This is a genomic window from Longibacter sp. (genome assembly GCF_051155795.1).
Lineage (GTDB): Bacteria > Bacteroidota > Rhodothermia > Rhodothermales > Salinibacteraceae > Longibacter.
Map to the genome: position 1 here is coordinate 1 of NZ_DAXETW010000151.1, position 25,403 is coordinate 25,403.

Here is a 25,403-nt window from a genome sequence, read left to right on the forward strand (position 1 = left end):
CTTCTTCGTCAGGGGCTAACGTTGATGTGGCTCGGCTGGCAGTGGGACGTGCCACGCAACGAGGGTCGCTTTCGGCTCCATGTGCCCCGGGCCCAGCATTCGGACGGCTCGCCGATCACCGGTCTCGTCAGGAGCGACTGGGTTGTCGATGACACTACGTTCACGTTGTCCCTGGGTCATCGCGCCCACGTGGCGTACCGTCCGGTACGGTTTGATCATCCAGATAACGTCCTGACGCGGCGGTCGGGACGGTACGCCGACCGCAAAGTTGTCCCTCGGTCCGACTGGCGGTTCGGTCGTGCGGTTGTCGACTCCGTCGGGGCGCGGATCGTACGCGACAGCACAAAGATCACTCTGACGAGCGGATTCCAGCCCGGCGATATCTACGAGCTCGTGTATCGCGCGTCGCGTCCTGCAGTCGTTGGCCTGGGTGCGGCGGCGATCCGGGATGCCGTTGCGTATCTGAAGTACGACACGCGATCGATTGCTCCGGTGGATCGCGTCTTCGGGCTTGGGATTTCGCAGACCGGCCGGTTCCTCCGGCAGTTCGTGTACGATGGGTTCAACACGACGGAAGGCGGCCGGATGGCGTTCGATGGCATGATGGTCCTGACGGCCGGGGGCGGTAGGGGAAGCTTCAACCACCGATTTGCTCAGCCCTCGCGCGACGGTCATCGGTACTCGGCGTTCTTTTACCCGACCGACCTGTTTCCCTTTTCGACCGCGACGCAGTTCGACTCCGTCGGTATTGAGCGCGACGGGCTCTACGCGCATCTCGAGCGTGCCGATCATGCGCCTCGGGCAATGTTCATCAACACGGGCTACGAGTACTACGGTCGGGCAGCGTCCCTCATACACACGACGCCGGATGGGACCGCCGATGTTGCGCTGGCTCCAGGCGAGCGGATCTACCACATTGCCTCGGCGCAGCATGTGCCCGGAGAACGCCCGGACGCACCGGCGCCCGACAGCGCCACGTTTGTGCCGGACCATCCGATCGACACGCGGCCCATCTACCGTGCGCTTCTCGTTGCCATGACGAACTGGCTCGATCACGATACCGAACCGCCGCCGAGTGCTGTTCCAACCGTCGCGGCGGGCACGCTCGTGCCAGTGGAAGCGTTGCAGTTTCCAGCAGGAGCGGGCGTGGAGCCGCCGAGCGTCGTGCACACGGCGCATCGTATGGACTACGGTCCGCGATGGGACCGTAGCCGCGTGATTACCAATCAGCCGCCGCACATTGGGCCCGCGTTTGGCATGCGAGTTCCGCAGGTGGATAGCGTTGGAAACGAGATGGGGGGAATCCGGTCGGTGTTCGTGCAGGCCCCGCTTGCCACGTTGATGCCGTGGCGACTCCGGAGCGACGCCCGGCACCAGACGAACGAACTGGCTGATTTCCTTGGCGGAATGAAACCGCTGGCACGGACCGACACAGCCGCGTCCGCCAATACCGATCCCCGACCGACCGTGGAGGACCTGTATCCGGCGAGAGACGCCTACCGGGCCCGCGTTCGGGAAGCCGCTGACCGCCTGATCGAGGACGGCTTCCTCCTGACCGAGGATCGAGCGGCGGAAATCGACCGCGCCATGGCGCTCTGGGACTGGTTGATGGGTCCGTAAGCGTCCACGCTCCTGACTGTTTCCCTGTCACCTGAACCACATCCATGCGCGTACTCTTTCTTCAGCGTCACGCCCAGGCGGAGAGCGGAGCCGCCTACGCGGACGATCATCAGCGTGAACTCACGGATGGTGGACGACGAGATGCGGTCGCCATGGGCCGGCATCTTGCGCGGATCGGGCAGGTCCCCGCACACGTCGTGTGCTCGTCCGCCGTCCGCACGCGGGAGACCTCGGAACACCTAATGCAGGGCGCCGATCGATCCGACATCACGATTGAGTCGACCGACCGGCTGTACCAGGCAACGCCGGAGACGGTCATGGAGGAGATCCGTGCTATGAACGGCGGCCATGGGAATGGACTCCTGGTGGGGCACCAGCCGGCATGGGGCGCGGTGATCCAGCGACTGACCGGCGCTCAGGTGGACATGCGAACGGGGGCAATCGCCTGTATTCAGCTATCGGTTCGCTCATGGTCGCAGGTTCAGTCTCGAAGTGGGCGGCTGGTGTGGTTTCTTCCGCCAATGGCTGTGAAGGGAAACGGGTTGCAGTAACCGGTCCCCGTCGGGTCGGGGTCGCGTAAAGGCGCCTATCCCAGCGCGATGTCCAGCATCATCATGACTGCGAACCCGCCCATAGCTCCCATGGTCGCGAGATCGGTATTCCCGTGTCGCTGGGATTCCGGGATCAGCTCTTCGACGACCACGAAAATCATCGCTCCGGCGGCGAAGGCCAGAGCGTAGGGGAGGATGGGACGGATGCTCAGGACAGCAGCTGCGCCGAGGACGGCAGAGATGGGTTCGACGACGCCGGACAGCTGGCCGTACCAGAAACTTTTCGGGGCGGAGATGCCTTCTCCGCGAAGCGGCATCGAGACGGCTACCCCTTCTGGAAAGTTCTGCAGACCGATGCCGATTGCGAGGGCGACGGCTGAAGCCAGCGTCGCCCCGGTCGCAACCTCCATCTGCAGGGCGGCTGCGCCGAACGTGACGCCGACCGCGAGTCCTTCGGGGATGTTATGCAAGGTAATAGCAAGGACGAGAAGCGTCGCGCGGCGCCAGGACGTCGGGATGCCTTCGGCCTCTTCCATGCGAGCGCCGACGTGCAGGTGCGGGAGGATGGCGTCAGCAAGTCGTAGAAAGATGCCGCCGAGGAGAAACCCGACGGTCGCGGGCAGCCAGGACGGAACGCCCTGCGCCTCAGCCATGTCGATCGACGGCGCGAGCAGCGACCAGAAGCTCGCGGCGATCATCACCCCCGCGGCGAACCCCATCATTGCGTCGAGGAGACGACGGTTAATGGTGCGAGTCACGAACACGAGCGCCGCGCCAAGCGCGGTCACGGTCCACGTGAAAAGCCCGGCCAGGAAGGCCTGAAGGACAGGCGATTGTACCACAAACCACTCTGTTGCGGCCTCAACCATGCGTACGTGGAAGGTTCTTCGTGCGGAGGAACGAGATGACGATACAGAGTCGCTGAGATAGTAGGTAAAAAACTGACCGTAGATCCGCGATCATCACCGAACCAAAAAACGCCACCCCTCACGTGGAAGGGTGGCGCGGATAGCCTCAGAATGATCTCCACTGCGGTCCGGACGGGACTCGAACCCGCGACCTCTGCCGTGACAGGGCAGCATTCTAACCAACTGAACTACCGGACCTTCGTGGTTCGCAAGCGAGCGATACATTCGCTTCAGCGTTGCACAGGGTACGACGACTGAACCGTGCGAGTCAAGCCTTCGCGTGTGAAGGGTCGTCGATTTGTAGGCGGCGCGCTCGCGATGAAACCCTGCGATACAAGCTGCGCTAAGGCGCCTATCACGATGTCAATCAAAATCACCCGCACTCTGGTATGAGTCGGGTGAACCGATGCGTTTCGACATCGTCATCGCACAACATGTGCGTTGTAGCGGGGGCAGGATTCGAACCTGCGACCTTCGGGTTATGAGCCCGATGAGCTACCAGCTGCTCTACCCCGCGATGTATGGTTGTGCCGTTGAGGAGGAACCGGGCGGACATCCGCCCGACTCGTCATCGGTGGGAGAGGAACGGAGTACCGTCGGCCCCTCTGTACTTCTCGCACTGCTTGTGCTCGGTAGCGGGGGCAGGATTCGAACCTGCGACCTTCGGGTTATGAGCCCGATGAGCTACCAGCTGCTCTACCCCGCGATGTATTGGTAATGTCGCTCTCCGCAACCGTCCTACCGAACGCTTCATGACAGCATCTCGGTTCCGCGCTTCGTATCAGATTGTTCGGGCTCCGCCCGTTTTTTCCGTCGCGGATCACTTTAGACCCTGTGGCGCCGGTCTTGTTCTGCAAAATCTGGATATTAACATGGATTAATACAACGCTCACGGAAGTGGTGTTTCTGAGCCATCCGCCTCGTATTCGTCCACTCGATCAATCGAAGAAGAGAGACCAGAGGTCGTGGCGTTCAACGGGTGGTGGGATTCAAGAGGTCGGGGTCCCCCGTCGGGTCGCGACGTGCGACCTGACGTGCATAAGCGGCCTAACGTGTTTAGCGGGCCTGGCTGTTAACTTTCTGTGCGGTGGCGCTGGCGTGTGCGTGTCTACGGCCTTGCTTGTATACTAAACCACAGATGCGGTTGCGAACCGCTACCGCCTCTCATTTCATCCTCTCGGATCTGCCCACGAACGCCCACACACATGGCTACGCTTCACCCGTTTCGCGCCGTTCGTCCCGACCCCGCGTACGTCGAGGAGATCGCCTCCGTGCCGTACGATGTCATTAATACTGAAGAGGCCCGTGAGCTGGCGGAAGGCAAGCCGAAGAGCTTTCTTCACGTGATCCGGCCAGAGATCGACCTGGAGGAGGGAATCGACGAGCATGCCGACGCTGTGTACGCGCAGGGAGCGAAGAACCTTCGCGCCTTCGTGAATGATGACGACACGCTCCAGGAGCAGGGACCGTCGGTCTACGTGTACCGCCTCATCATGGATGGTCGCGAGCAGACGGGTATTTTCGGATGCGTCTCGGTCGAAGACTACGACAATGAGGTTATCCTGAAGCACGAGAAAACGCGACCGGTAAAGGAAGACGACCGAACGCGCCACATCGTGGAGCAGCAGGCGCACGCAGAGCCCGTTATGTTGACCTTTCGGGACGATCCGGCGGTCGAGACGGAGATGCGAGCGGCGATGCAGGACACGCCGCTGTACGATTTCACGGCGGAAGACGGAGTGCAGCATACGATCTGGCGTGTAGCCGACCCGGCCGCGCTGGTAGACGCGTTCGGCAGCGTTCCGAATCTGTACGTCGCGGACGGTCATCACCGGTGCAAGGCGGCGAGTCGCGCAGCCGAGCATTACCGTGGCGGATCCACGGCTTCTGCGGATTCGGACGCACCCGAGTACGAGTTTTTCCCTGCGGTCCTGTTTCCGATGGGCATGATGCACATCATGGCCTACAACCGCGTCGTTTTCGATCTACCGGTGTCGCCCGGGGCGTTCCTGACACAACTGAACGATGCGTATGAGATCGAGAGAGTCGTCAGCGACCCTGTCCCGCAGACCAAGGGAACCGTCTGCCTGTATCTCGATGGCGCCTGGCACAGGATGGCGTTACCCGAGTCCGAGGGGGATCGCTCCGTTGACCAGCTCGATGTGGCACGGCTGTCGGAGTTCGTTCTCGAGCCCATGCTCGACATTACCGACCCGCGGCGCGATGCGAACATCGACTTTGTGGGTGGGATTCGCGGCACGGGCGAACTCGAGACGCGCGTCCGCGATGGGCGTGCAGCGCTCGCTATTTCGATGTATCCCACGGCCATCGAAGAACTGCTTGACGTCTCAGATGAAGGGGATCTGATGCCGCCGAAGTCGACCTGGTTCGAACCCAAGCTGCGCTCCGGACTTCTCGTCCACGACTTTGCCGGCGACGTTCAGCGCGCAGAATGATCCGTCGCGATGGGCTGCGGATTGCCTCGTTGCGAAGATCCGCCGTCCGCCACGACTCTCGCTTCTTTTTCCAGATGATACCCGTTGATTGATGACCATTCTCGTCGCCGATAATATCGCTGAAGTTGGCTTGGAGGCGCTCGAAGAGGCGGGGCACCACGTGGTTGACGACGCCGCGCTGAACGGAGACGCGCTGGTCGAAGCGTTACGGACCGAGCGCCCGAACATCCTGATCGTTCGGTCCACAAAGGTGACGCCTGAGGCACTCGACGCGAGCCCGGCGCTGTCGCTGATCGTCCGCGCGGGTGCCGGGTACGATACGATCGACGTCGATGGCGCATCTGCGCGTGGGATTTACGTTGCCAACTGCCCCGGGAAAAACTCCGTGGCCGTCGCCGAGCTGACTCTCGGCCTGATCGTTTCGCTCGACCGGCGGATTCCGGACAACGTCGCGGACGCCCGTGCGGGGCGGTGGGACAAAAAGACCTACGCGGAAGCGGAGGGCCTCAAGGGGCGTACGATCGGCGTGGTCGGTCTCGGCAATATCGGGGAGGAAGTGGTTCGACGTGCCCAGTCGTTCGACCTGGACGTGGTGGCATGGAGCCGGTCCCTGACGCCGGAGCGTGCTGAAGAGATGGGGATCGGTTACTGCGAGTCCGCGGTCGACGTTGCCCGAAGTGCGAGCATCGTATCCCTCCACGTAGCCTCCACGCCCGAGACGCATCATCTCGCGGATCGCGCGTTTTTTGAGGCGCTGCCAAAGGGGGCCTTGTTCATCAACACAACGCGTGCTGCGGTCGTCGATGAAGATGCGCTCCGCTGGGCGATTGAAGAGCGGGACATCCGCGCGGGTCTGGATGTGATGGAAGGCGAGCCGGCGGAAAAGCGAGGGTCCTTCGAGAGCGATTTCGCGGAGCATCCGAGCATATATCTCACGCACCACATCGGCGCCTCGACGCAGCAGGCGCAGGATGCGACGGCGCTAGAGGCGGCGCGCGTGGCCAACACGTTCAGCCGGACGGGCGACGTCCCGAATTGCGTGAACCTGGCGACGCAAAGTCCGGCCACGCATCAGATCACGGTCCGCCACCTCGATGAGGTCGGCGTCCTGGCGCGCGTTCTCGACGAGATGAGCAAGGCGGAGTGGAATATCCAGGAGATGGAGAACGAGATTTTCTCCGGTGCGCGCGCTGCAGTGGCGACGATGCGCTTCACCGGGGACGCGACCGACGGCGTCGTGGAGCGCATCGAGGCCCAGGAGAAAGTTCTGGCTGTATCGGTCATCGAACTGTAGGCAACGGCCTTCTGTCCCGGGCTCCTGTCCTGGCCTCGCTTGCAGGTTCTAACGTGCGGTCACCGATCTGCGGTCACCGATCTGCGGGCAGGATCGATTGGGCCGTGGTAGGTTTTTCGTCGGTGCGGGCGATTGTCCGGCATGACATTCAGGCGTGCCGAACGGTATCGATGGACGCGACAGGTCAGCGTGTTCGGCTTGCGAGAGGTCATGTCGTGTGCAGACCGCACTGCGGGGGCTCGGGGGATTAGGCCTGGCGGAGGATGTCGCTTGTTACGCGCCCCGTGTGTGCGGCTGCACGGGCATGACGTTCGGGGCCTGCCGGAGCGGAGTACGTGTCCCCGTTTTCACCCAAACCCATCGAGATGCCCGTCCCGTGATCGCCTGTCCGATCCGAACGATAGCACGAATTCTGGTTGTTGAGAAATCAGGATGGGCGTTGAGCGGCAGACTTCGTTCAAACTGCGGAGGCTCTGGTTGAATTGCATGGGCGGTGCAGGGTACATTTAGCGTTCGCTCCGTGATTTGTCTTTCGATTGCCATCTCCATCTGTATGAGTTCATCCTCCACGTCCAAGAAGCGCGGTCGGACGCCGCTGATGCGGCAGTACTACGACATCAAGCGGGAGCAGCCGAGTGCGGTTCTCCTGTTTCGAATGGGCGATTTCTATGAGACGTTCGAGGACGATGCGCAGACCGTGAGCCGGATCCTCGGAATCACGCTCACGTCGCGCAACAACGGAAAGGCGGACGACATCCCGATGGCCGGCTTTCCGCATCATTCGCTGGATTCGCACCTGCCGAAGCTGATCCGGGCCGGACTCCGCGTGGCGATCTGCGAGCAGGTGGAGGACGCCTCCGAGTCAAGCGGGTCGGTCGTGGATCGTGCTATTGTCGAGGTGGTGACTCCCGGCGTGTCGTTTCACGACGAGCTGCTGGAACCGAAGCAGTCGAACTTTCTGGCTGGCGTTCACTTCGGGACCGGACGGGACGCCGACCGGGTGGGCTTTTCCTTCGTGGATGCAACGACCGGGGAGTTTGCCGTCGCGGAAACGGAGGTGACCGAACTGGAGAGCCTCATTCAGACCGTGGCGCCGTCAGAAGTGATCATCGACAAGCGGCGGACGGACCGGCTGAACGAGGCGCTGCGTAGCCGCCCATTCACGCTGACGACCCAGGAGGACTGGGTTTTCGGTGAGGACTTCGCCCGGGAGACGCTGTTGGATCACTTCGAAACCCACTCCATGAAGGGGTTCGGGGTCGAGGATCTGGACCACGGCTTGGTGGCTGCGGGCGCTGTACTTCACTACCTCAGCGAGACGCAAAAGGGAAAGCTGCCGCACGTCCAGCGTTTGCAGCGGTATGCGAATGAGGATCATATCGCGCTCGACCCGCAGACGAAGCGGAATCTGGAACTGGTCTCCACGATTCAGGACGGCGGACGAGACGGAACGCTCGTCGACATTCTGGACCGGACGGAGACGCCCATGGGCGGGCGGAAGCTGCGAGCGTGGCTGGTTCGTCCGCTGCGCCGCGTCGAGCCGATCCAGTGGCGCCTGGAGGCCGTGGATGCACTCGTGGACGACCGAGACCTCCGGGATGACCTACGGAACGATCTGTCCCGGATGGGAGATCTTGAGCGCCTCGCCGGGAAGATTGCAACGGCCCGCGCCACGCCGCGCGATCTGGTGGCGGTGAAGCGGACGCTGACGCACATCCCGCCGCTGAAGCAACGCATCGAGGCATCCGACAGCACGACGCTCGGTGACGTGGCCGATGCGCTAACGGTCTGTCCGGCCGTTGTTCAGAAGATCGACGACGCCATCGTGGATGAGCCGCCGGCCAAGATTGCTGAGGGCGGCCTGATCCGCGACGGGTATGACGAAGAGCTGGACGAACTCCGATCCATCGCTCGGGACGGAAAGGCATGGATGAGCGAACTGGAGGCGCAGGAGAGCGAGCGGTCGAACATTCCGTCGCTCAAGGTGGGATTCAACAAAGTGTTCGGCTATTACCTCGAGGTCACGAATCCGCACAAGGACAAAGTGCCGGACGACTATATCCGGAAGCAGACCCTGAAGAACTCCGAGCGCTACATCACGCCGGAGTTGAAGGAGATGGAGGAGAAGATTCTCACGGCCGAAGAAAAGATCGAGACGCTGGAGCTCCAGCTCTTCCAGGACCTGCGGGATGAAATCGCTGGAGAAACGGGTGTGCTACAGTCGAATGCTTCCCGGCTGTCGGAGCTGGACGTGTTTGTCGCGCTCGCCGACGTGGCCGAAGCGCACGACTACGTGCGCCCGGAGGTGAACGATTCGCTGCAGATCGAAATTGAGGACGGCCGTCACCCCGTCGTAGAGCGAACGCTGCCGACGGGCGAGCGCTTCATCCCAAACGATGTGTCGCTGAATCCGGACGATGACCAGATCTTGATCATCACGGGGCCTAACATGGCCGGGAAGAGCGTCGCGTTGCGTCAGGTTGGACTGATCGTGCTGCTTGCACAGATTGGGGCGTTCGTCCCCGCGGAGGCGGCATCGATCGGCGTCGTGGATCGTATCTTTACGCGCGTCGGCGCGAGCGATAACCTCGCGGCGGGTGAAAGCACGTTTCTGGTGGAGATGAATGAAACGGCGAACATCCTGAACAACGCCACCGCGCGCTCGCTCATCCTGCTGGACGAGGTGGGGCGGGGTACGTCCACGTTCGACGGGCTGTCCATTGCGTGGGCCCTCGTCGAGTATCTCCATGAACGCCCGGAGGTGGCCGCGCGAACCCTTTTCGCGACGCACTACCACGAGTTGAACGCAATGGCCGATCGCCTGGAACGCGTCCGGAATTACCGGATCCAGGTGGCGGAGCACGAAGGCGAGATCATTTTCATGCGGAAGCTGGTGCCGGGAGGGGCGGATCACTCTTACGGGATCGAGGTTGCGCGAATGGCGGGCCTGCCGGCGCCCGTCATCGGGCGGGCCCGCGAGATTTTGATCCATCTCGAGAGCCAGGACTTGGCTGTTCACCGTGATGGAGAATCGCCAGACGGTGATGAAGAAGAGGTCGACGCTCGAAGAGCAGACGCTGATGCCGTCCCGTCCCTGGAGGAGAGTCGCGTCAATCAGATGAACCTGTTTGCGCAACCCGATCCCGTCGCGGAAGAGTTAAAAGAGCGCCTTCGCAACGTCGACCCGGACCGGATGACGCCGATCGAGGCGCTCATGAAACTGAACGAACTACGTCGGATGCTCGAGGATTGAGCGGATGCTCGTTTCGGCGGCCCGGTCGCGTCCGCCTCTTTTATCACGGACTCCTATTTTGGTCCCGAACTCCTCATCTAAGCCACCCAGAGCCATGACCCGGTCTTTCCTCGGTACATCGCCGCAGTACGACGAAACGAATTACATCGCGGAGACGGCCGTCGTGATCGGCGACGTTACGCTCGGCGCCACCGCGAGCATCTGGCACAATTGCACGGTGCGCGGAGACGTGAACTGGATCCGTATCGGGGAGGCGTCGAATATTCAGGATAACACGGTTGTGCATGTCACGCACGACACGGCGCCAACCGAGATCGGAGATCGCGTCACGGTCGGCCACGGCGCCATCATTCACGGATGCCGGATCGAGGACCGTGTGCTCATCGGGATGGGGGCAACCGTCATGGATCATGCCGTCGTCGGGACGAACAGCATCGTCGGCGCGGGGGCCCTGGTGACGGGCGGAACCAAGATCCCTCCACGATCGATGGTGCTGGGGAGTCCGGCGAAGATCGTTCGAGAGCTGACCGATGAGGAGGTGGCGTCGATCGGGACGTACGCTGAAAACTACGTTCGGTACAGCGCCGCCTATGCGGGCCGGGTCGACCTGGAGGAGAATCCGTGGTACGAAAAAGGGGCCCCGCGAACGGAGGTCGCCCACCGGTCGTGAAGACGCCACCGCGCGTGTCGGGCCCCGTGCGGCCGCTGGCACCGACGGCTACCCCCGTCCGATCATCAATGGAGACGAGCCATGGCGATGCGAGTTCTGCTCAACCATCAAACGGCGGCAGAGGCGAAGGAAGCCGTTCGCTCGTGGGTTCGCGATGAGCCGGAGGCAGACCTGGCCGTGACGAGGGAGCCAGGCGAGGCGCGGGACGTGATTCGCATGTGGGTCGATGAGGGTGTGGATCGGGTCGTCGCCGCCGGAGGCGACGGTACGTTGCATCTCGCTGCGAGCGTCCTGCTTGAGACGACCGACGCAGACGCACCCGGCCAGATACCTGCGCTCGGACTGTGTCCACTGGGGACGGGCAACGACTTCGCCCGAAGCATCGGATGCCCGACCCAGCCGGCGGACGCCCTCGGTCGAGCGCTTCGGGCATCGCCACAGCCGATCGACGTGCTCCGGGCGGACACAGATGCGCCGGATGCCGGACCGCGCTGGGTTGTGAATGCAGCCGCGGGCGGGTTCAGCGGGGAGGTGGACGAAGTCATTACCCGAGAGCAAAAGGACCGGTGGGGACCGCTCGCGTTCGTACTGGGAGCAGCAGAGCTGGCGACGAGCGTACCGGAGTACGAAACGGTCATTCAGTACCGGTCGGAGGCGGCGGGAGAACAGCAGACGTGGCGCGGACGAACGGTGAACGTGATTTGCTCCAACGGACGAACAATCGGTGGGGGACGGGCCGTGGCACCGCACGCGAAGCTGACTGACGGGCGCATGGAACTGGTCGTCCTCCGCGCCGGGTCGCTGCCGGAACTCGCCGGAGCCGGCACGCGCCTCATGGCGGGTTCATGGGACGAGCATGACCTCGTGGATATTCGCTCCGTCGTCTCTGCCCGGATCCGGTCCGCGCCCGGACTGAAGTTTAACGTGGACGGGGATCTCTGGACGGAGGGACCGGTGCGGATTGAGGTGGTCGAAAACGCCCTTCGGATAATACCCGGTTCGGACGCGCCCGCCATTTGATCTGCGTAGCGACGTGGAGGCACTTTGTCGGAGTTCCTCTGCGTGCATGTCGCACCCGCACGGAGACGCCGGGCAATGTTTTTAGTAAGTGTTGCAGGAGGCGCACAACCGGGAACGACGGTGTGCGTCGAAAGCATGCACTGTGTGCTGTTCCAGATCCCTGACGCGCTCTATGCCTTCCCCTCGTACGCTCCTGATCGGGTTTCTTGTGCTCGTCGCCGTTGGCGTGGGCGGTGCTGCCCTCGCCGGGTGCACGACAATCCGAATCAATGAAACCGACGTGTTTCTACCGAAACCGTCGATTACGCCGTCCACCTTCCAGAAGGAGGGCGTCACTCTTACCGAATACTACGTTGACAGCGACTCCGTTCAACTCAACGCCTGGCACCTGGAGCGTCAGAATGCCCGCGGCACCGTGCTGTTTTTCGGGGGAAACGGGTTCTATCTCGTTCAGTCAAGGGGCTACGTCGAGGCGCTGACAGATCTCCCGCTGGACGTCCTGATGTTCGATTACCGCGGGTACGGAAAGAGCAGTGGAGCGCCTGCCGTCCAGGCATTCAAAAAGGATGCGCTGCGCATGCATACGTTCGCCGTGGACTCGCTCGACATTCCCTCCGAAGAACTGATCGTGCACGGGCACTCCCTCGGAACGTTCATGGCATCGCATACGGCGTCGCAGCGGGCGGTCTCAGCCGTCGTGCTTGAAAATCCCGCGACGAACGTAGAGGACTGGATTGACGGACTGGCGCCGTGGTTCGTCCGCCTTTTCGTGAACTTCGACGTCGCGGAATCGCTGCAGGGGGAAAGCAACGTTGACGCCGTCCGTGCTTTGGATCTTCCGCTCCTCATCCTGGCCGGGGAGGAGGATCAGGTGACGCGACCGGAGATGGCGCGAGACCTGTTCGACGAGTCGGCGGCGGCGTCGAAGAACCTCGTTATTGTCGACAGTATGGGTCATAACCACCTCTACCGCGACCAAAAATACCGTGTCGCCTACGAGGATTTGATTGACACGGTTCTGGCGTCTCCGACGACCCCGCCGATACCAGCGGAGACGGCCGACGAGTAGGTTGTACGCCGCACGCCGGGCCGCTACGGAGCAGCGCAGTACGAGTTCGCAATCTCCTCCACCTCACTCTTGAACGGATCGTCCAACCCGAGCTCGAGAGCCCGTGAGAAGTCTCGGCACGCGGGGTCGCGTTGCTCCTTGCGTCCGTACGCCATTCCGCGCGTTCGATACGCCACGGCGAAATCTGGGTCGATCTGGATGGCCTGGTTCAGGTCGGTGATGGCTGCGTCCATGTTGCCGAGGTTAAATCGGGCCTGGCCCCGGTTGCTGTAGGCGGTCGCGATGGACTGGGCGGTGCCGCCGCTGGCTTCGAGCGTCTGAATCAGCGTGCCGTAGGTCTTGACGGCGTTCTGGAATTGCCGGGCCCTAAATTCCGCTTCTCCCTTGATTCGGTACGCCTCCGGTCGGTCAGGGACGATCTCGATTGCGTCGACGGCGTCAAAATAAGCCCTTTCGAGCCGACCGAGCTTCAAATGAGCGCGTCCGCGATTGAGAAGAGCTTCAACGTTGGTCGGGTTCAGGCTGAGAACCTTCGAGTAGGTGTCGATCGCCGCGCCATAGCTCTCTGTCTGAAACTTGATGTTGGCGAAAAGGACCTGCACGTTCTGGCTCTGCGGTTCCAGCCGGGCCGCTTCCTCCGCTGCAGCCTGCGCTTCGACGTAATCGCCTTGGTCGGTGAGGATCCTGGCCTTGAGTTCATAGGCCCCGGCGAAAAACGGATCCCGGTTGAGGGCCTCGTCCAGCGCCTCGAGGGCCTCCTCCGAGTCGTTGAGCGCCCGATGCGCTTCTGCCTCAACGCGGAGTCCGGTGGGTACATCGTCGTTGATGTTCAGGGTGTCGAGCGTCACGAGGCTGTCGACGAGGCTGATGGCTTGCCGATACTGCTGAGCGTCGTAGGCTTTCTCGGCCTGGGTCAGAAGGTCCTGCGCGGATGCGGGCGATGCGAGGGCAAGCACAAGAAGCACGATCGTGAGGAGTCCGGGGAGAGAACGGTAGGGAGACGGGGTGTTCACGATAGTTGGATACGTATATGATCAGATCCCTGGCGTGCGGGCATGCCACAAGGAACGCGCCACGCCGTTGTGTATTCGGCCGGAAATACGTAGCAAGGCGACCGGTCGCGGTTCCGGCTCATCGACAGACGGTGTCGGCGCCGCGCCGTGGAGGACTGACGGATCCTGAATTACGCCGTATGTCCCGAAGACAATAGGCACCATCTGATCGAGATTTTCCACCCAGAGCAACAGACGGCAGGAATAATGTCCACCATTCCCAATTCACCATTCCCAATTCACCATTCCCAATTCCCCATTCACCATTCGTCATTCCAAATTCCCCATACAAAACCCCCGCCCGGAGCGTGTCCAGACGGGGGAGACGAAGCGTCTGCTGAGTAGGCTCGACGAGGCGGTCAGGCCATCGCCATCGACTGGTTCAGGAAGTTGCGCAGGACGTAGTGGAGGATGCCGCCGTGACGGTAATACTCCACCTCGACGGGCGTGTCGCAACGATTGATCGCCGTAAACGTGATCTCCGTGCCGTCTTCCTTCGTTGCGGTGACCTTGATCTCCTGACCTGGTTGAAGGGCGTCGTCGACCGGAATATCGAACGTCTCTGTGCCGTCGAGGCCGAGCTCATCCGGGCCTTCCCCATCCTGGAACTGAAGCGGAAGCACGCCCATCCCGATGAGGTTAGAGCGGTGGATCCGCTCGTAGCTCTTCACGATAGTCGCCTTCACGCCGAGCAGGATGGTGCCTTTCGCGGCCCAGTCGCGGCTGGAGCCCATGCCGTAGTCCTTGCCGCCGAGGACGACGAGCGGGGTGCCGTCGTTCTTATATTGCATCGCGGCATCGAACACGGTCGTCGTTTCGCCGGTCGGAAGATACTTCGTGACGCCGCCTTCCGTGCCGGGGACCAGCTGGTTCTTGATGCGGATGTTGGCGAACGTCCCGCGCATCATCACCTCGTGGTTACCGCGCCGCGCCCCGTAGGAATTAAACTGATAGGGCTTCACGCCGCGCTCCTTGAGGTATTTGCCAGCGGGGTAGTCTTCCGGAATCGAACCAGCGGGTGAGATGTGATCCGTCGTCGTGGACTCGCCAGCCTTCACGAGAACGCGCGCGCCCTCGACCGGCTTGATTGACGGCGTCTCTGGCGAGATGTCCATGAAGAACGGCGGCTCCTGGATGTAGGTGGAGTCCTCGTCCCAGGCGTATACCGATCCCTCCGGGATCTTGATATTGTTCCAGGTCTCGTTGGACTCCTCGATGCCGTCGTACTCGTTCTTGAAAAACTCGGGCTTGACGACCTCTTCGATCATGGTCTTGATCTCGTCGGCCGCCGGCCAGATGTCTTCGAGGAAGACGTCGTTTCCGTCCTGGTCCGTGCCGATCGGGTCGGACGTGAGGTCGATGTCGACCGTGCCGGCGAGGGCATAGGCAACGACCAGGGGCGGTGAGGCGAGGTAGTTGGCCTGAACGAGGGAGTGGATCCGGCCCTCGAAGTTTCGGTTGCCGGATAGCACGCCGCTCACGATCAGATCGCCCTCCTTGATGGCCTTCTCGACGGGTTCAGGGAGCGGGCCCGAGTTCCCAATGCACGTCGTGCAGCCGTATCCGACGGTCGAGAAACCGAGCTTCTCAAGGGAAGGCAGGAGGTCGCCCTCGACGAGGTAGTCCGTCACTACCTTCGAACCCGGCGCGAGACTGGTCTTGATGTGAGGTTGGACGGTAAGGCCCTTCTCGACGGCGTTTCTGGCGAGAAGGCCGGCGCCGAGCATGACGGATGGGTTTGAGGTGTTGGTGCAGCTCGTTATGGCTGCAATCACCACGTCGCCGTGGCGCAGGTCGTACTCTTCTTCGCCGTTATCGTAGGTGCCCGTCGCGTCGTACGTGGATTCGTCCCGGCCGAAGCCGATCGGTCCTGCTTCCCGGGTCAGGCTTTCCTTGAACTCGGCCGGCAACTCAGGGACCGTGATGCGGTCCTGGGGACGCTTCGGTCCGGCCACACTCGGCGTCACCTCACCGAGGTCGAGTTCGAGCGTGTCAACGAACTCCGGCGTCTCCGTGTCCGGCGTGTGGAAGAGGCCCTGCTCCTTGCAGTAGCGTTCGACGAGCTGAACCTGCTCTTCCGAGCGATTCGTGCGCCGCATGTAATCCAGTGTTTCGTCGTCGATCGGGAAGAAGCCCATCGTCGCTCCGTATTCCGGCGCCATGTTGGCGATGGTCGCCCGGTCGGGCACGGTCATGTTCTGCAGACCGGAGCCGAAGAACTCCACGAATTTGCTGACCACGCCGTACTTGCGGAGCATCTGCGTGACGGTCAGGACGAGGTCCGTCGCCGTTGCGCCCTCTGCCAGTTCGCCGGTCAGTTCGAAGCCGACCACTTCCGGCATCAGCATGTAGATCGGCTGGCCGAGCATGGCGGCCTCCGCTTCGATGCCGCCGACGCCCCAGCCCAGCACGCCGAGGCCGTTGATCATCGTGGTGTGGCTGTCGGTCCCGACGAGCGAGTCGGGATACGCGAGGTCAATGCCTGTGTCGGTTGGGCGCGTCCAGACGCCGCGGGCAACGTACTCCAGATTCACCTGGTGGCAGATGCCGCTGGCGGGCGGCACGACGTGGAAGTTCTCGAACGCCTGCTGGCCCCAGCGGAGAAACTCGTACCGCTCGCGGTTCCGTTTGAACTCGAGTTCGGAGTTGAGCTTGACCGCTTCCGTGGTGCCGAAGTGGTCGACCTGAACGGAGTGGTCGATGATCAGGTGGACGGGAACCTGCGGATTGATCTCGTTCGGGTCTCCGCCGAGTCGTTCCATCGCAGACCGAAGAGCGGCGAGGTCCACGACGGCCGGGACGCCGGTGAAGTCCTGAAGCAGCACGCGGGAGGGGACGAACGGGATTTCGGCTTCGTCCGGTCCTGTGGGGTCGTAGCCGGCGAGCCGCTTCACGTCGTCCGTCGTGATCATCTCTCCGTCGCATTCGCGGAGGAGCGCCTCCAGAAGCACGCGAATGGAGAAGGGGAGACGGTCGATATCGTAGCCTTCATCGGCGAGCGTCTGCAGGCGGTACAGATAGGCACTGCCCGACCCGGTGTCAAAGGTATCGCGCGCGCTAAAAGGATCGTTCGTCAGTGGTCGGGGAGCAGTCATATGTAGTAGCGCCTGGTGTGCTAGTAAGATCGTCCGTTCCATCGATACGTCGAGGCGGCCGGGGCGTTAGACGCGCGTCTCTTCGCAAAGGGAGGAAGACGCCTGTCATTTGGGCCCGGAAACTCGTTGCCTCCGACACAGCAATGATACTCAGTCGTTACGAATGTTTCATACCTGGCGCGTCGATTCGTGTGATTCTCATGCACGTTGGTGAAGTGGCACGCGCTCCCTTCGGCCGGGCCGCTTATCTGGCACGTGCGCTTATTTACTGCAGACACTGGGAGCAGGGCCGTGCACGGGAAACGTAGGACGTGGCGACCCCCGTTCGGATGGCTACGGGCAGTGCTCTTTTATGAGGTCCGCCGGGTGAACCCCGAACTGCATCGAGGCGGGAAAGGCAGTATCGTAGTTCTGGTCGATCGCTGCCCGAAAGGCGTCACAGGCTTCATCTCGGCGATCCAGCGCGAGAAGGGCGACGCCGAGATTCCGGTGCGCGTAAGGATTTTCGGCCGAGAGCTCGAGACTGCGGCGGATCATCCGAAGGCCCTCGGCGGGCTGCCCCGTTTTGGCCTTCACGTACCCCAGGTTTGCGTAGACCACCACGTTCGCCCAGCCCCGTTTTCGGCGAATCACGGATTGCATCTGTTCGAGTGCCGACCGCGCGGCCTCCAGATTGCCGGTGCGGAGGTGGAGGTCCGCGAGCTGACCAATCATGATCGGGTCCCGCGGAAAGTGGTCTGCGTTTTCTCGAGCCAGATCAAAGGCTTCGTCGCGCGCACCGGTTCGCCAGAAGATCTCCACCGCGCGTTTTCGGACCATCGAGCGATCCGGGTGCATCCGGGCGAGGATGCGCGCTTCGTCGATTGCAGCCTCCGCCCGGTCGGCTGCGGCGAGCGTTTCTGCGTAGCTCGATCGAAGCATCGCATTGTCAGGGTGGTCGCTTAGAAGCTGCCTGTGACGGGTCAGGCTTTCGTCGATCTCCCCGGTGTAGCGAAGCAGCACGGCCAGCCTGTGTTGGGCGTTCAGCGTCCGGTTGCCGTGACGGATGCTTGCGCGCAGGGCCTGGGCGGCGGATTCGTACTCGAAGGTTTCGAGGTAGGCCTCGTAAAGCAGATAGTGGGCGCCCGCGTTTTCCGGTTGAAACCGAAGGACCTCCTTCATATTTCGAACGGTCGTCGCGTGATTTTCCGCCATCATTGCCGCCTCGGCCTGGATAAACAGCGAGTCCATGTCGGGCGGCAGGGAGGACACCGTTTGCGATGTGGCGGCTGCGGACTTGCTGGGTTTCGTCGAGCCTTTTTGTGCGAGGACGGAAGACGTCGTCAGCGCCACGTAGATGGCGCAGGCGAGTGCTACTGTGGCGACGCGACGGGACAGCACAAAAGTCATGAACCGTGAAGGGGACGGACAAAGATTGACGACGGCTGGCGGCCAAAGGGGCCGGATGTGTGCGCCGTAAATATACGAGTGCGGGAGGCCGGATGCAGGCAGCCATTGCCGTTATTGCATAAAAAGCCGTCTTCATTAAGGCGAATGCATCAAAGAGCGGGGAAGCTCCAGCCCTCGGCTGTCAGATCCGACAGCATGTTATCCAGAGCCCTCGGGGTAAGGTCTTCGCAGATCGGGTTGTCGTGCAGGACGATAATCGACCCGGGCCGTGTGTGGCGTACTACAAAGCGTTCGACATCCCGATGCGTTGCGGTTCGGAGATAGTCTCCGGGCATCACATCCCACATCACCATTCGTTGCCTGTGTGCGTCGCACCACCGGCGCATCGTCCCGGTCGGATGCCCGTATGGAGGACGCATGACGCGCACGTGCCGGCCGACGATCTGCTCCAGTGACTGTGTAGTACGGTCCAGTTCGCCCGTCAGGTCGCAGGCGGAAAGAGTCCACGCATCGGGGTGGGTAAACGTGTGATTCCCGACAGCATGCCCAGCGGCAGACAGGTCTTTCACGAGCTGCGGATGGCTTTCAGCATTTGCGCCGACGAGAAAAAACGTCGCCCGCGCGCCGTGCTTTTCCAAAACATCGAGGAGTCGCCCCGTAATTTTTGGATGCGGGCCGTCGTCAAAAGTAAGGTATGCCACTCGATCTCCTTCCGGCACGTCCATACGCCAGAGCATATCGGGAAAAAACCGCTGGAACGGGCGGAGGCCGTGGGTCGCGAGATAGGGAATGGCGTCGCGAAGCATGAGATCGAGGTCGAAAAATTCGGGAACGCTGAACGGAGGGAGTGGCGCGATCGGATTGTTGACCGTCCCGTTCAGTCTCTTTGTTGCGCGGTCCGTCCGGGGTGAACCATCGGTGGCAGGTACGCTATTCGATGCGTCGACCTTTCCAGTGAACGGTGCCGAACGTCCCGAGGATGCCGATCACGAAGACCGACGGGACCCAGAGGAGGGAGGCTGGGATGAACGTCCGGGTGAGATCGCCCTGGTCGAAATGGCGCACCGCGGGAGCCACGAGGAACCCGTCCGCTGCCATTTTTACGAGCACGGCGCCGATCACGATGGGCTGCCACGCAGGGAATACGACGGCGCCGACGAGCGCGACGACCAGGACGGCGTGAAGGGTCCACTGTGAGGCGGCGACCGCCGAGGGGACGACGTGCGGATATCGCGTTCCCATCCATGCCCAGCGCTTTCGCTGCTCCAGGTAATCGGAGACGGTGTCCTCGCAGGCGGTGTCGACGACGGCCTTCGGGCTTGCTTCAAACGCAACCGTTCGATCCGTGCGATATGCGACGTGCTGGAGGAGCAGCTCATCCGCTGCAACCGTGGAGTCTGCGCGGTAGCTTTCAAGCAGGCTACGATGGACTGCCACGTTCGCGCCATTACAGATCGTGGGAAACCGCGCGCCGATGCTACCCGCGCCGAACGCCACGAGGGCGATCAGCTCCAGCGCCTGCACACGATCGAACCATTTTTCACGCCAGTCGAAACGAACCGGCCCGCTGACGAACGGTCGCTCCTCGGTGCAGCGGCGGACCATGGTGCGAACCCACCCTGGCCCGACGGTGCAGTCAGCGTCCGTGGTCAGAATGACCTCCCCCCGGCTCTCGTCGACGCCCTGCGTGAGGGCAGCCGACTTGTGGCGCACCGGGTGTCCGGCCTGGCGGTCGTCGGACGTCAGCACGCGCAACGTCGGGGCTTCCGGCTGTTCGCCATCCACGGGGTGCGCATCGGTTCCCACCTCTGCCGGAACCCGTGCCTCGGCATTCGCACGGACCTGGCGGGCCCGGTGGAGGGTCCCGTCCTCCGAGCCGTCGTCGATAACGATCACTTCCATCCTACCAGGGTACTCGTTCGCGAGGACGCTCCGGAGACAGCTCTCGATTCCGTCCGCTTCGTTGCGTGCAGGAATCAGCACCGACACGGACGGCCAGGTCGTTGGGTCGTCGAAGGTCGCCGCAGCATGCACCGTTCGTCGCCACCCGATGCCGGCCGCCCCAACGAGGAGAACGTGGAGACCGAGCAGACCGGCAAGAAGAAAGAAGAGCGTGTCGGGCATGAACGTCAGGAAGGATAATGGAAAAGAAGGCGACCGGCCTTGACCCTGAACTGCCGAGAGCAACGTGACAGGGACAAAGGCGAGTGGTTGATATCGGCGGTACTCATCCTTCACCTTAACCGGAAGATAAGCCCCTTCAGGTGGAGGATGAATCACGTAAGGTATCGCCTGAAGTCTCTACTCCTGGCACGTCGACCCGTGCCGCTTCTTCGTCGAAGGAGGGCGGTGGTCTCCGCAGGAAGAGCGCTCCGACCGCTGCGGGCAGCGTAATGTTAAACATGAACACCATGAGGGCGGCATTCAATGCCGCTGCCTCAGACACGCCGAGCCAGCCGAACACGAGGACCGCCGCACCTTCCCGGATACCAACATCGAGAAGGGTGAGCGAGGGAATGAGGTACTTAAAGTAATACATTAACCCTGCACCAGCAACGAGAATCGGCCAGTCAGAGTCTGGCGCGAAGGCGTAGACCAGGACGGCCATCTGTCCGGCGAAGGTAAGGTATCGAAGAAAGCATCCCAGGACCAGACGGGATCGCGTGCGGCGGTGAAGCCGATCAAGGAGGGCGGTTCGCTGGTGGATCGAGGAGGCGTTCGGAAGCAGGCGTCGGCCGATGCGGTCGATCGCCCAGGGCCAGATCAGGCCGGCGGTTAGGACGAGCATCACGATGCCGCCGGCCGTCAGTGCCACGTCCCATCCTGCTCCGATGACGCTGGTGATTCGGGCCCACACCATCGCGCCAAACCCGACGCTTACGGCGACGAGCATGTCGGCCATGCGCTGGGTGAAGACGGTTAGCGAGACGTCCCACGGATTGCCCCGGCCGAGCATCAGCGCACGGCCCGCGAATTCCCCGACCCGTGCGGGTGTGAAGAAGCCGACGGCGTAGCCGGCAAGGGTCGCCTGAAGAAGCCGTCGATCCGAGACCCTTTCGATCAGGCGCCGGACGACGACGCCCCATGACCAGACGTCCAGCCACACGTTGGGCACCACGAGTATCGCAGCCACGGCGAGCCAGAACGCGTCGCCCGTTTGGAGCGTGCCCCAGAACGAATCGACGTCCACGTAGAGGACCAGCGCGACCACGAGGCCGACGCCGAGAAGTAGACGTGCGATTCGTTTCAGATGGCCGCGTACACCGGAGGACATAGCGCGGGCCGACCATGCCGGCATCTCGCCGGTCGATTCGCTTGCATCCACGGCGTTCGAGAGGCGACCTGTACGTAGAGGAAATTCTATGGGGATGCCGGCGTCCATTCACAGCGCCGGACAAATGTGACGTGGGGACTCGCTCAACGCCGCCACCGGTTCGACGCATGGTGCGGGGGGCGTGCGCGATTTAGCCGCTGGACGAAAGATATGCGGGCCGCGGATAACCCGTCCGGGCCGACGCCCACAGCCACGTCGACATACGACTGATCGCGGAACTGTGGTCCCACACGGAGACCGATCGAGGCGGCGGGGCGGAGGGGATACGTGTCCCGGTCTGGGCTGATGCGAGTGGAGGAATCGAAGGCAAGCTCAAACTGCGTCGTGACGTCGTCATAAACGCTCGCAGCCTGCACGCCAGCATACCCCTCGACGTTAAACGCGAGGATGTTGGTGATAGGAAATTCGTAGGCCGCGCCCAGGACGACGGCATCGTTTCCCGTGTACCGGTCGCGGAGGAAGCCGGGAACCTGCCGCCCGTCCACCACAGGGGTGACGATGTGCGGGAGCCGCCCACTGAGGTCATCCACGCCGTTGATGTCGATCAAGCGCGCGATGCGACCGTGGAGCGCAATCCGGTGCGACCCGGTGATCGGGATCCACGCGTGGATCCCGAGATCCGTGCGGAAAAAGGAAAATGTCGTTCCCCCCACCGGTATCCACCGCTCGGCGGTGCCCTGCAGGAGCACCCCACGAAGCGTCTGGTACGCGCGGTCGCGCCGGTCGTACTGGGCGTCAAGGCCGAGGACGGCACCGGTCGTCCGTAACGGGACGGCGGTTGCTCCGTAAGCCGCAGCCGCCGTGACCGCCGGCTGATCCTCCGCGGTCGCGTCCCCGGGATTTGGCAGGTTGGCGTCGGTCAGGCGGTAGTGTTCGACGCGTCCGTGGGCCTGGAGAAAAAGACGGTCCCCGAGGACGTGCTGGCCGAGTCGCGCACTCCCCTGAAAAGTTCGAAGGGTGAAGGCCGTTCTCGCGGTCGGCGCGGACGCCGGGCCGAATCCATAGAACCAGTCCCGTGTCGTGTATGCGTGCCGAGCCGATACCAGCAGCACGCGATGATCCTGCTCACCATGCGGCGGGGTGCCTCCAGAGGCGTAAGACAGCGTGTACACGCGTTCATGAAGCGCTGGAGCTACCGTTAACAGGAACTCGTCACTTTCTGCGAACGCCTCGTTAACGACGAGGCCCAGTCCGGCACCGATCCCAGCTCGGGGCCCCCACAGGTCGAGGACGTACGGGCGAAGATTGAGCCAGGTCTCCGTGTCGCCCCGCTGCGATTCGTCTGCCATTTCCGCACGCTCAGGCTCGTTCTGCGCGACGGTTTCCCGCGGCGTGGTCAGTAGCAGGCCCACGGTCAGCACGAGAGCAAGGACGATGCGTGCTGGACGGATCGGTCCGTACCGCCGATCGATCGACCCCGTCGATGCGTCGCACGATCCGATCAGACGAAGATTGCGTTTCACAGGCAGAGGGAGGTGAGAAAGAGGAGGACGACGGCTATATTCGGGAACGTGATCGGTGTAGGCCGACACCGTTTGTACATGAATGTAGCCGGGGGAGTCCCCGACTGGTTCCGGCGCATAAGCTAATCAACTTTCGACCCAACGAACAGCAAAGACCGTATGCGAATCCTTGTCATCGGCAGTGGCGGACGCGAACACGCGCTCGTGAATGCACTGGCGGAGAGTCCCCGTGTTCAGTCTCTATTCGCTGCTCCGGGCAATCCGGGGACGGCGAAGAACGCCGAGAATGTGGAGCTTGACACGGGAAACGCGGATACGGTGGTCGACTGGTCCGCTCAGCATGAGATCGATCTCGTCGTCATCGGTCCGGAGCGGCCCCTTGTCGACGGCCTGGTGGATCGTCTTAAGGAAAATGACATTCCGGCGTTCGGTCCGACCGGGGCCGCGGCACGGCTGGAGGGTAGCAAGGCGTTTGCGAAAGCATTCATGCGAGAGCACGGCGTCCCGACCGCGGATTTTCGTGTGTTTGAATCAGGCGAAATTGAGGCTGCCTCTGCATACCTTCGCCAGACCGGTGCGCCCGTTGTCGTCAAGGCGAGCGGGCTGGCCGGGGGCAAAGGCGCGATTGTCTGTGCGACGCTCGAAGAAGCGCGTTCGGCGCTCGAGCGGATCGTGGAAGATAAAGACTTCGGTGCCGCCGGAGACCAGGTCGTGATTGAGTCGTTCATGGAGGGTGTCGAGGCGAGTGTGTTTGCCGTGACCGATGGCGAACACTACGTGTTACTGCCTCCCTCTCAGGATCATAAGGCGATCGGTGACGGAGGAACAGGGCCCAATACGGGAGGAATGGGGGCGTATGCTCCGGCGCCGATGGTCGACGGACCGCTATTGACCCGCGTGTGTCGGGAGATCATCGAACCGACGTTGAAAGGGATGGCGGACGCAGGTACGCCCTACGCCGGTGTGCTGTACTGCGGTCTGATGTTGACGGAGGAGGGGCCCAAGGTCGTTGAGTTTAATTGCCGGTTTGGCGATCCGGAGGCGCAGGTCGTGCTCCCGCTCCTCGACGTCGACGTGGCAGAAGTTCTTGCACGGACCGCCAGCGGCGAATTACGAAACGTGTCGATTCGAGCCGCGGCGCGCCATGCCGCCTGCGTCGTTCTCGCCTCAGAAGGCTATCCCGTGAGCTATGAGACGGGATTCGAGATTACCGGTGTCGAGCAGGCGGAGCAGATGCCGGATGTGAACGTGATCCATGCCGGGACCGGTCGGCAGGAGGACGGGACCCTTGTAACGGCCGGGGGGCGCGTGCTCGGTGTTGTCGGTTACGGCACCTCCCTCGAACAGGCACTCGACCGGGCGTACGCCGCCGCCGATGTCATTCAGTTCAACGGAAAAACCCTCCGGCGCGACATCGGTCACAAGGCACTCTAAAGTCGGGGCCGTGTCGAAAGATTCGGCGGGTGTGCTGTCGACGGGGGAATGTCATATGACCGAATGGCGCCAGTTTTCGTATCATTATTTACCATGATCTGAGATTCGCCCTGAAGGTCGGCACCGCGAACGCGCACCGGCCCGGCTTCCTGCCCGAACGGGTGCAGGCTTCCATCTCCGTCACCGTATGAACCGACCGATGCTCACACGCTGCCGTTCATCGACTCAAGCCGTTCTCGCGACCTGCGTGGCTATGCTGCTCCTGATCGGTATGCTCCCTGATCGGGCGCTTGGCCAGCGTCGTCCGCCGTCACCCCCGCCGGGTCCGGCGCAGAGTCCGTCTGCCGGTCAGCGTGCGCTCGTGCCGCCGATCACAGAAGCAGACGTAGAACCCGTCGCCGACTTCCAGGACGCGCGTCGAGTGGCCGTCAGCCCAACGACGCTGTTTTACGTGGTGGACGCCCGAGCGAGCACGGTTACGGCCGTAACGCCAACGGGACGCGTCGTGGTAACGCTCGGCGGTCGGGGGGCGGACGCCGGGGCATTCGACGGACCGCTTGATGTCGATCCGACCAACGGGCTCGAGATCTTCGTCGCCGATGCCGGAAACGGACGCATTCAGCATTTTTCTCGATCGGGAAAATACATCGAGTCCTTCGCGGTCGGACGCGTTGATCCCGGTAATCGGACGTCGGCGCGACAGCCGCTGTTCGACGTTGGTCGAGATGGCTCCGATGCACGCGCCGACGGGCGCCCGATCGCCGTGCGGGCGGCTGCAAATGGCGATCTCTTTGT

Annotated in this window: 17 protein-coding genes, 3 tRNA genes and 1 pseudogene; 10 read left to right on the forward strand and 11 right to left on the reverse strand. The window is 62.5% G+C overall.

Annotated elements, in window-relative coordinates:
* Window positions 1–1,620, forward strand: a 1,620-nt coding sequence (locus ACFCU0_RS14285) for an alpha/beta hydrolase domain-containing protein (RefSeq protein WP_434974357.1), incomplete at its 5' end; no start/stop codon positions are given.
* A gap of 44 nt (window positions 1,621–1,664) precedes the next feature.
* The gene (locus ACFCU0_RS14290; RefSeq protein ID WP_434974358.1) at window positions 1,665–2,171 is read left to right on the forward strand and encodes a SixA phosphatase family protein; all 507 of its coding nucleotides are present in this window, start codon (window positions 1,665–1,667) and stop codon (window positions 2,169–2,171) included.
* 35 nt (window positions 2,172–2,206) lie between these two features.
* Here the strand turns inward: ACFCU0_RS14290 and ACFCU0_RS14295 are convergent, their stop codons facing one another.
* From ACFCU0_RS14295 to ACFCU0_RS14310, 4 genes are all read right to left on the reverse strand, one after another.
* Window positions 2,207–3,040, reverse strand: coding sequence for a ZIP family metal transporter (locus ACFCU0_RS14295; protein WP_434974359.1), 834 nt, complete (start codon window positions 3,038–3,040; stop codon window positions 2,207–2,209).
* Between the two features lie 163 nt (window positions 3,041–3,203).
* Window positions 3,204–3,277 (reverse strand) — tRNA-Asp (locus tag ACFCU0_RS14300).
* Between the two features lie 246 nt (window positions 3,278–3,523).
* Window positions 3,524–3,596 (reverse strand) — tRNA-Met (locus ACFCU0_RS14305).
* 116 nt (window positions 3,597–3,712) lie between these two features.
* Window positions 3,713–3,785, reverse strand: a tRNA-Met gene (locus ACFCU0_RS14310).
* Between the two features lie 499 nt (window positions 3,786–4,284).
* On the opposite strand from ACFCU0_RS14310, the gene ACFCU0_RS14315 reads away from it, so the two are divergent.
* The 6 genes from ACFCU0_RS14315 to ACFCU0_RS14340 all read left to right on the forward strand — a co-directional run bounded on the left by ACFCU0_RS14315 (window position 4,285) and on the right by ACFCU0_RS14340 (window position 12,841).
* On the forward strand, window positions 4,285–5,535 hold the full coding sequence (locus ACFCU0_RS14315; RefSeq protein ID WP_434974360.1) for a DUF1015 domain-containing protein: 1,251 nt from the start codon (window positions 4,285–4,287) through the stop codon (window positions 5,533–5,535).
* A 91-nt stretch (window positions 5,536–5,626) separates the two neighbouring features.
* A complete protein-coding gene (locus tag ACFCU0_RS14320) occupies window positions 5,627–6,829 on the forward strand; it encodes a phosphoglycerate dehydrogenase (RefSeq protein ID WP_434974361.1) in 1,203 nt (400 codons plus the stop codon).
* A gap of 553 nt (window positions 6,830–7,382) precedes the next feature.
* Window positions 7,383–10,082: a DNA mismatch repair protein MutS gene (mutS, locus tag ACFCU0_RS14325; RefSeq protein WP_434974362.1), complete on the forward strand. Its 2,700-nt coding sequence runs from the start codon at window positions 7,383–7,385 to the stop codon at window positions 10,080–10,082.
* Window positions 10,083–10,176: 94 nt separating this feature from the next.
* The gene (locus ACFCU0_RS14330; protein ID WP_434974363.1) at window positions 10,177–10,752 is read left to right on the forward strand and encodes a gamma carbonic anhydrase family protein; all 576 of its coding nucleotides are present in this window, start codon (window positions 10,177–10,179) and stop codon (window positions 10,750–10,752) included.
* Window positions 10,753–10,833: 81 nt separating this feature from the next.
* The gene (locus tag ACFCU0_RS14335) at window positions 10,834–11,772 is read left to right on the forward strand and encodes a diacylglycerol/lipid kinase family protein (protein ID WP_434974364.1); all 939 of its coding nucleotides are present in this window, start codon (window positions 10,834–10,836) and stop codon (window positions 11,770–11,772) included.
* 172 nt (window positions 11,773–11,944) lie between these two features.
* The gene (locus ACFCU0_RS14340; RefSeq protein WP_434974365.1) at window positions 11,945–12,841 is read left to right on the forward strand and encodes an alpha/beta hydrolase; all 897 of its coding nucleotides are present in this window, start codon (window positions 11,945–11,947) and stop codon (window positions 12,839–12,841) included.
* A gap of 23 nt (window positions 12,842–12,864) precedes the next feature.
* Here ACFCU0_RS14340 and ACFCU0_RS14345 read toward each other — a convergent pair whose 3' ends face one another.
* From ACFCU0_RS14345 to ACFCU0_RS14375, 7 genes are all read right to left on the reverse strand, one after another.
* The gene (locus ACFCU0_RS14345; RefSeq protein ID WP_434974366.1) at window positions 12,865–13,854 is read right to left on the reverse strand and encodes a tetratricopeptide repeat protein; all 990 of its coding nucleotides are present in this window, start codon (window positions 13,852–13,854) and stop codon (window positions 12,865–12,867) included.
* A gap of 398 nt (window positions 13,855–14,252) precedes the next feature.
* The gene (gene acnA / locus ACFCU0_RS14350; RefSeq protein WP_434974367.1) at window positions 14,253–16,988 is read right to left on the reverse strand and encodes an aconitate hydratase AcnA; all 2,736 of its coding nucleotides are present in this window, start codon (window positions 16,986–16,988) and stop codon (window positions 14,253–14,255) included.
* 333 nt (window positions 16,989–17,321) lie between these two features.
* The gene (locus tag ACFCU0_RS14355) at window positions 17,322–18,377 is read right to left on the reverse strand and encodes a tetratricopeptide repeat protein (RefSeq protein WP_434974368.1); all 1,056 of its coding nucleotides are present in this window, start codon (window positions 18,375–18,377) and stop codon (window positions 17,322–17,324) included.
* Between the two features lie 149 nt (window positions 18,378–18,526).
* Window positions 18,527–19,183 (reverse strand): polysaccharide deacetylase family protein, encoded by a 657-nt coding sequence (locus tag ACFCU0_RS14360; protein WP_434974369.1) that lies wholly within the window; start codon window positions 19,181–19,183, stop codon window positions 18,527–18,529.
* A gap of 124 nt (window positions 19,184–19,307) precedes the next feature.
* A complete protein-coding gene (locus tag ACFCU0_RS14365; protein WP_434974370.1) occupies window positions 19,308–20,501 on the reverse strand; it encodes a glycosyltransferase in 1,194 nt (397 codons plus the stop codon).
* A gap of 136 nt (window positions 20,502–20,637) precedes the next feature.
* The gene (locus ACFCU0_RS14370) at window positions 20,638–21,702 is read right to left on the reverse strand and encodes a lysylphosphatidylglycerol synthase transmembrane domain-containing protein (RefSeq protein ID WP_434974371.1); all 1,065 of its coding nucleotides are present in this window, start codon (window positions 21,700–21,702) and stop codon (window positions 20,638–20,640) included.
* A 92-nt stretch (window positions 21,703–21,794) separates the two neighbouring features.
* Window positions 21,795–23,174, reverse strand: coding sequence for a BamA/TamA family outer membrane protein (locus ACFCU0_RS14375; protein ID WP_434974372.1), 1,380 nt, complete (start codon window positions 23,172–23,174; stop codon window positions 21,795–21,797).
* A gap of 159 nt (window positions 23,175–23,333) precedes the next feature.
* Between ACFCU0_RS14375 and purD the strand changes: the two genes are divergently transcribed.
* Window positions 23,334–24,608 carry a phosphoribosylamine--glycine ligase gene (gene purD, locus ACFCU0_RS14380; RefSeq protein WP_434974373.1) on the forward strand — a complete coding sequence of 425 codons (1,275 nt, stop codon included), beginning with the start codon at window positions 23,334–23,336 and terminating at the stop codon, window positions 24,606–24,608.
* A 253-nt stretch (window positions 24,609–24,861) separates the two neighbouring features.
* Window positions 24,862–25,403: pseudogene (locus ACFCU0_RS14385) on the forward strand (hypothetical protein); the annotation flags it as partial.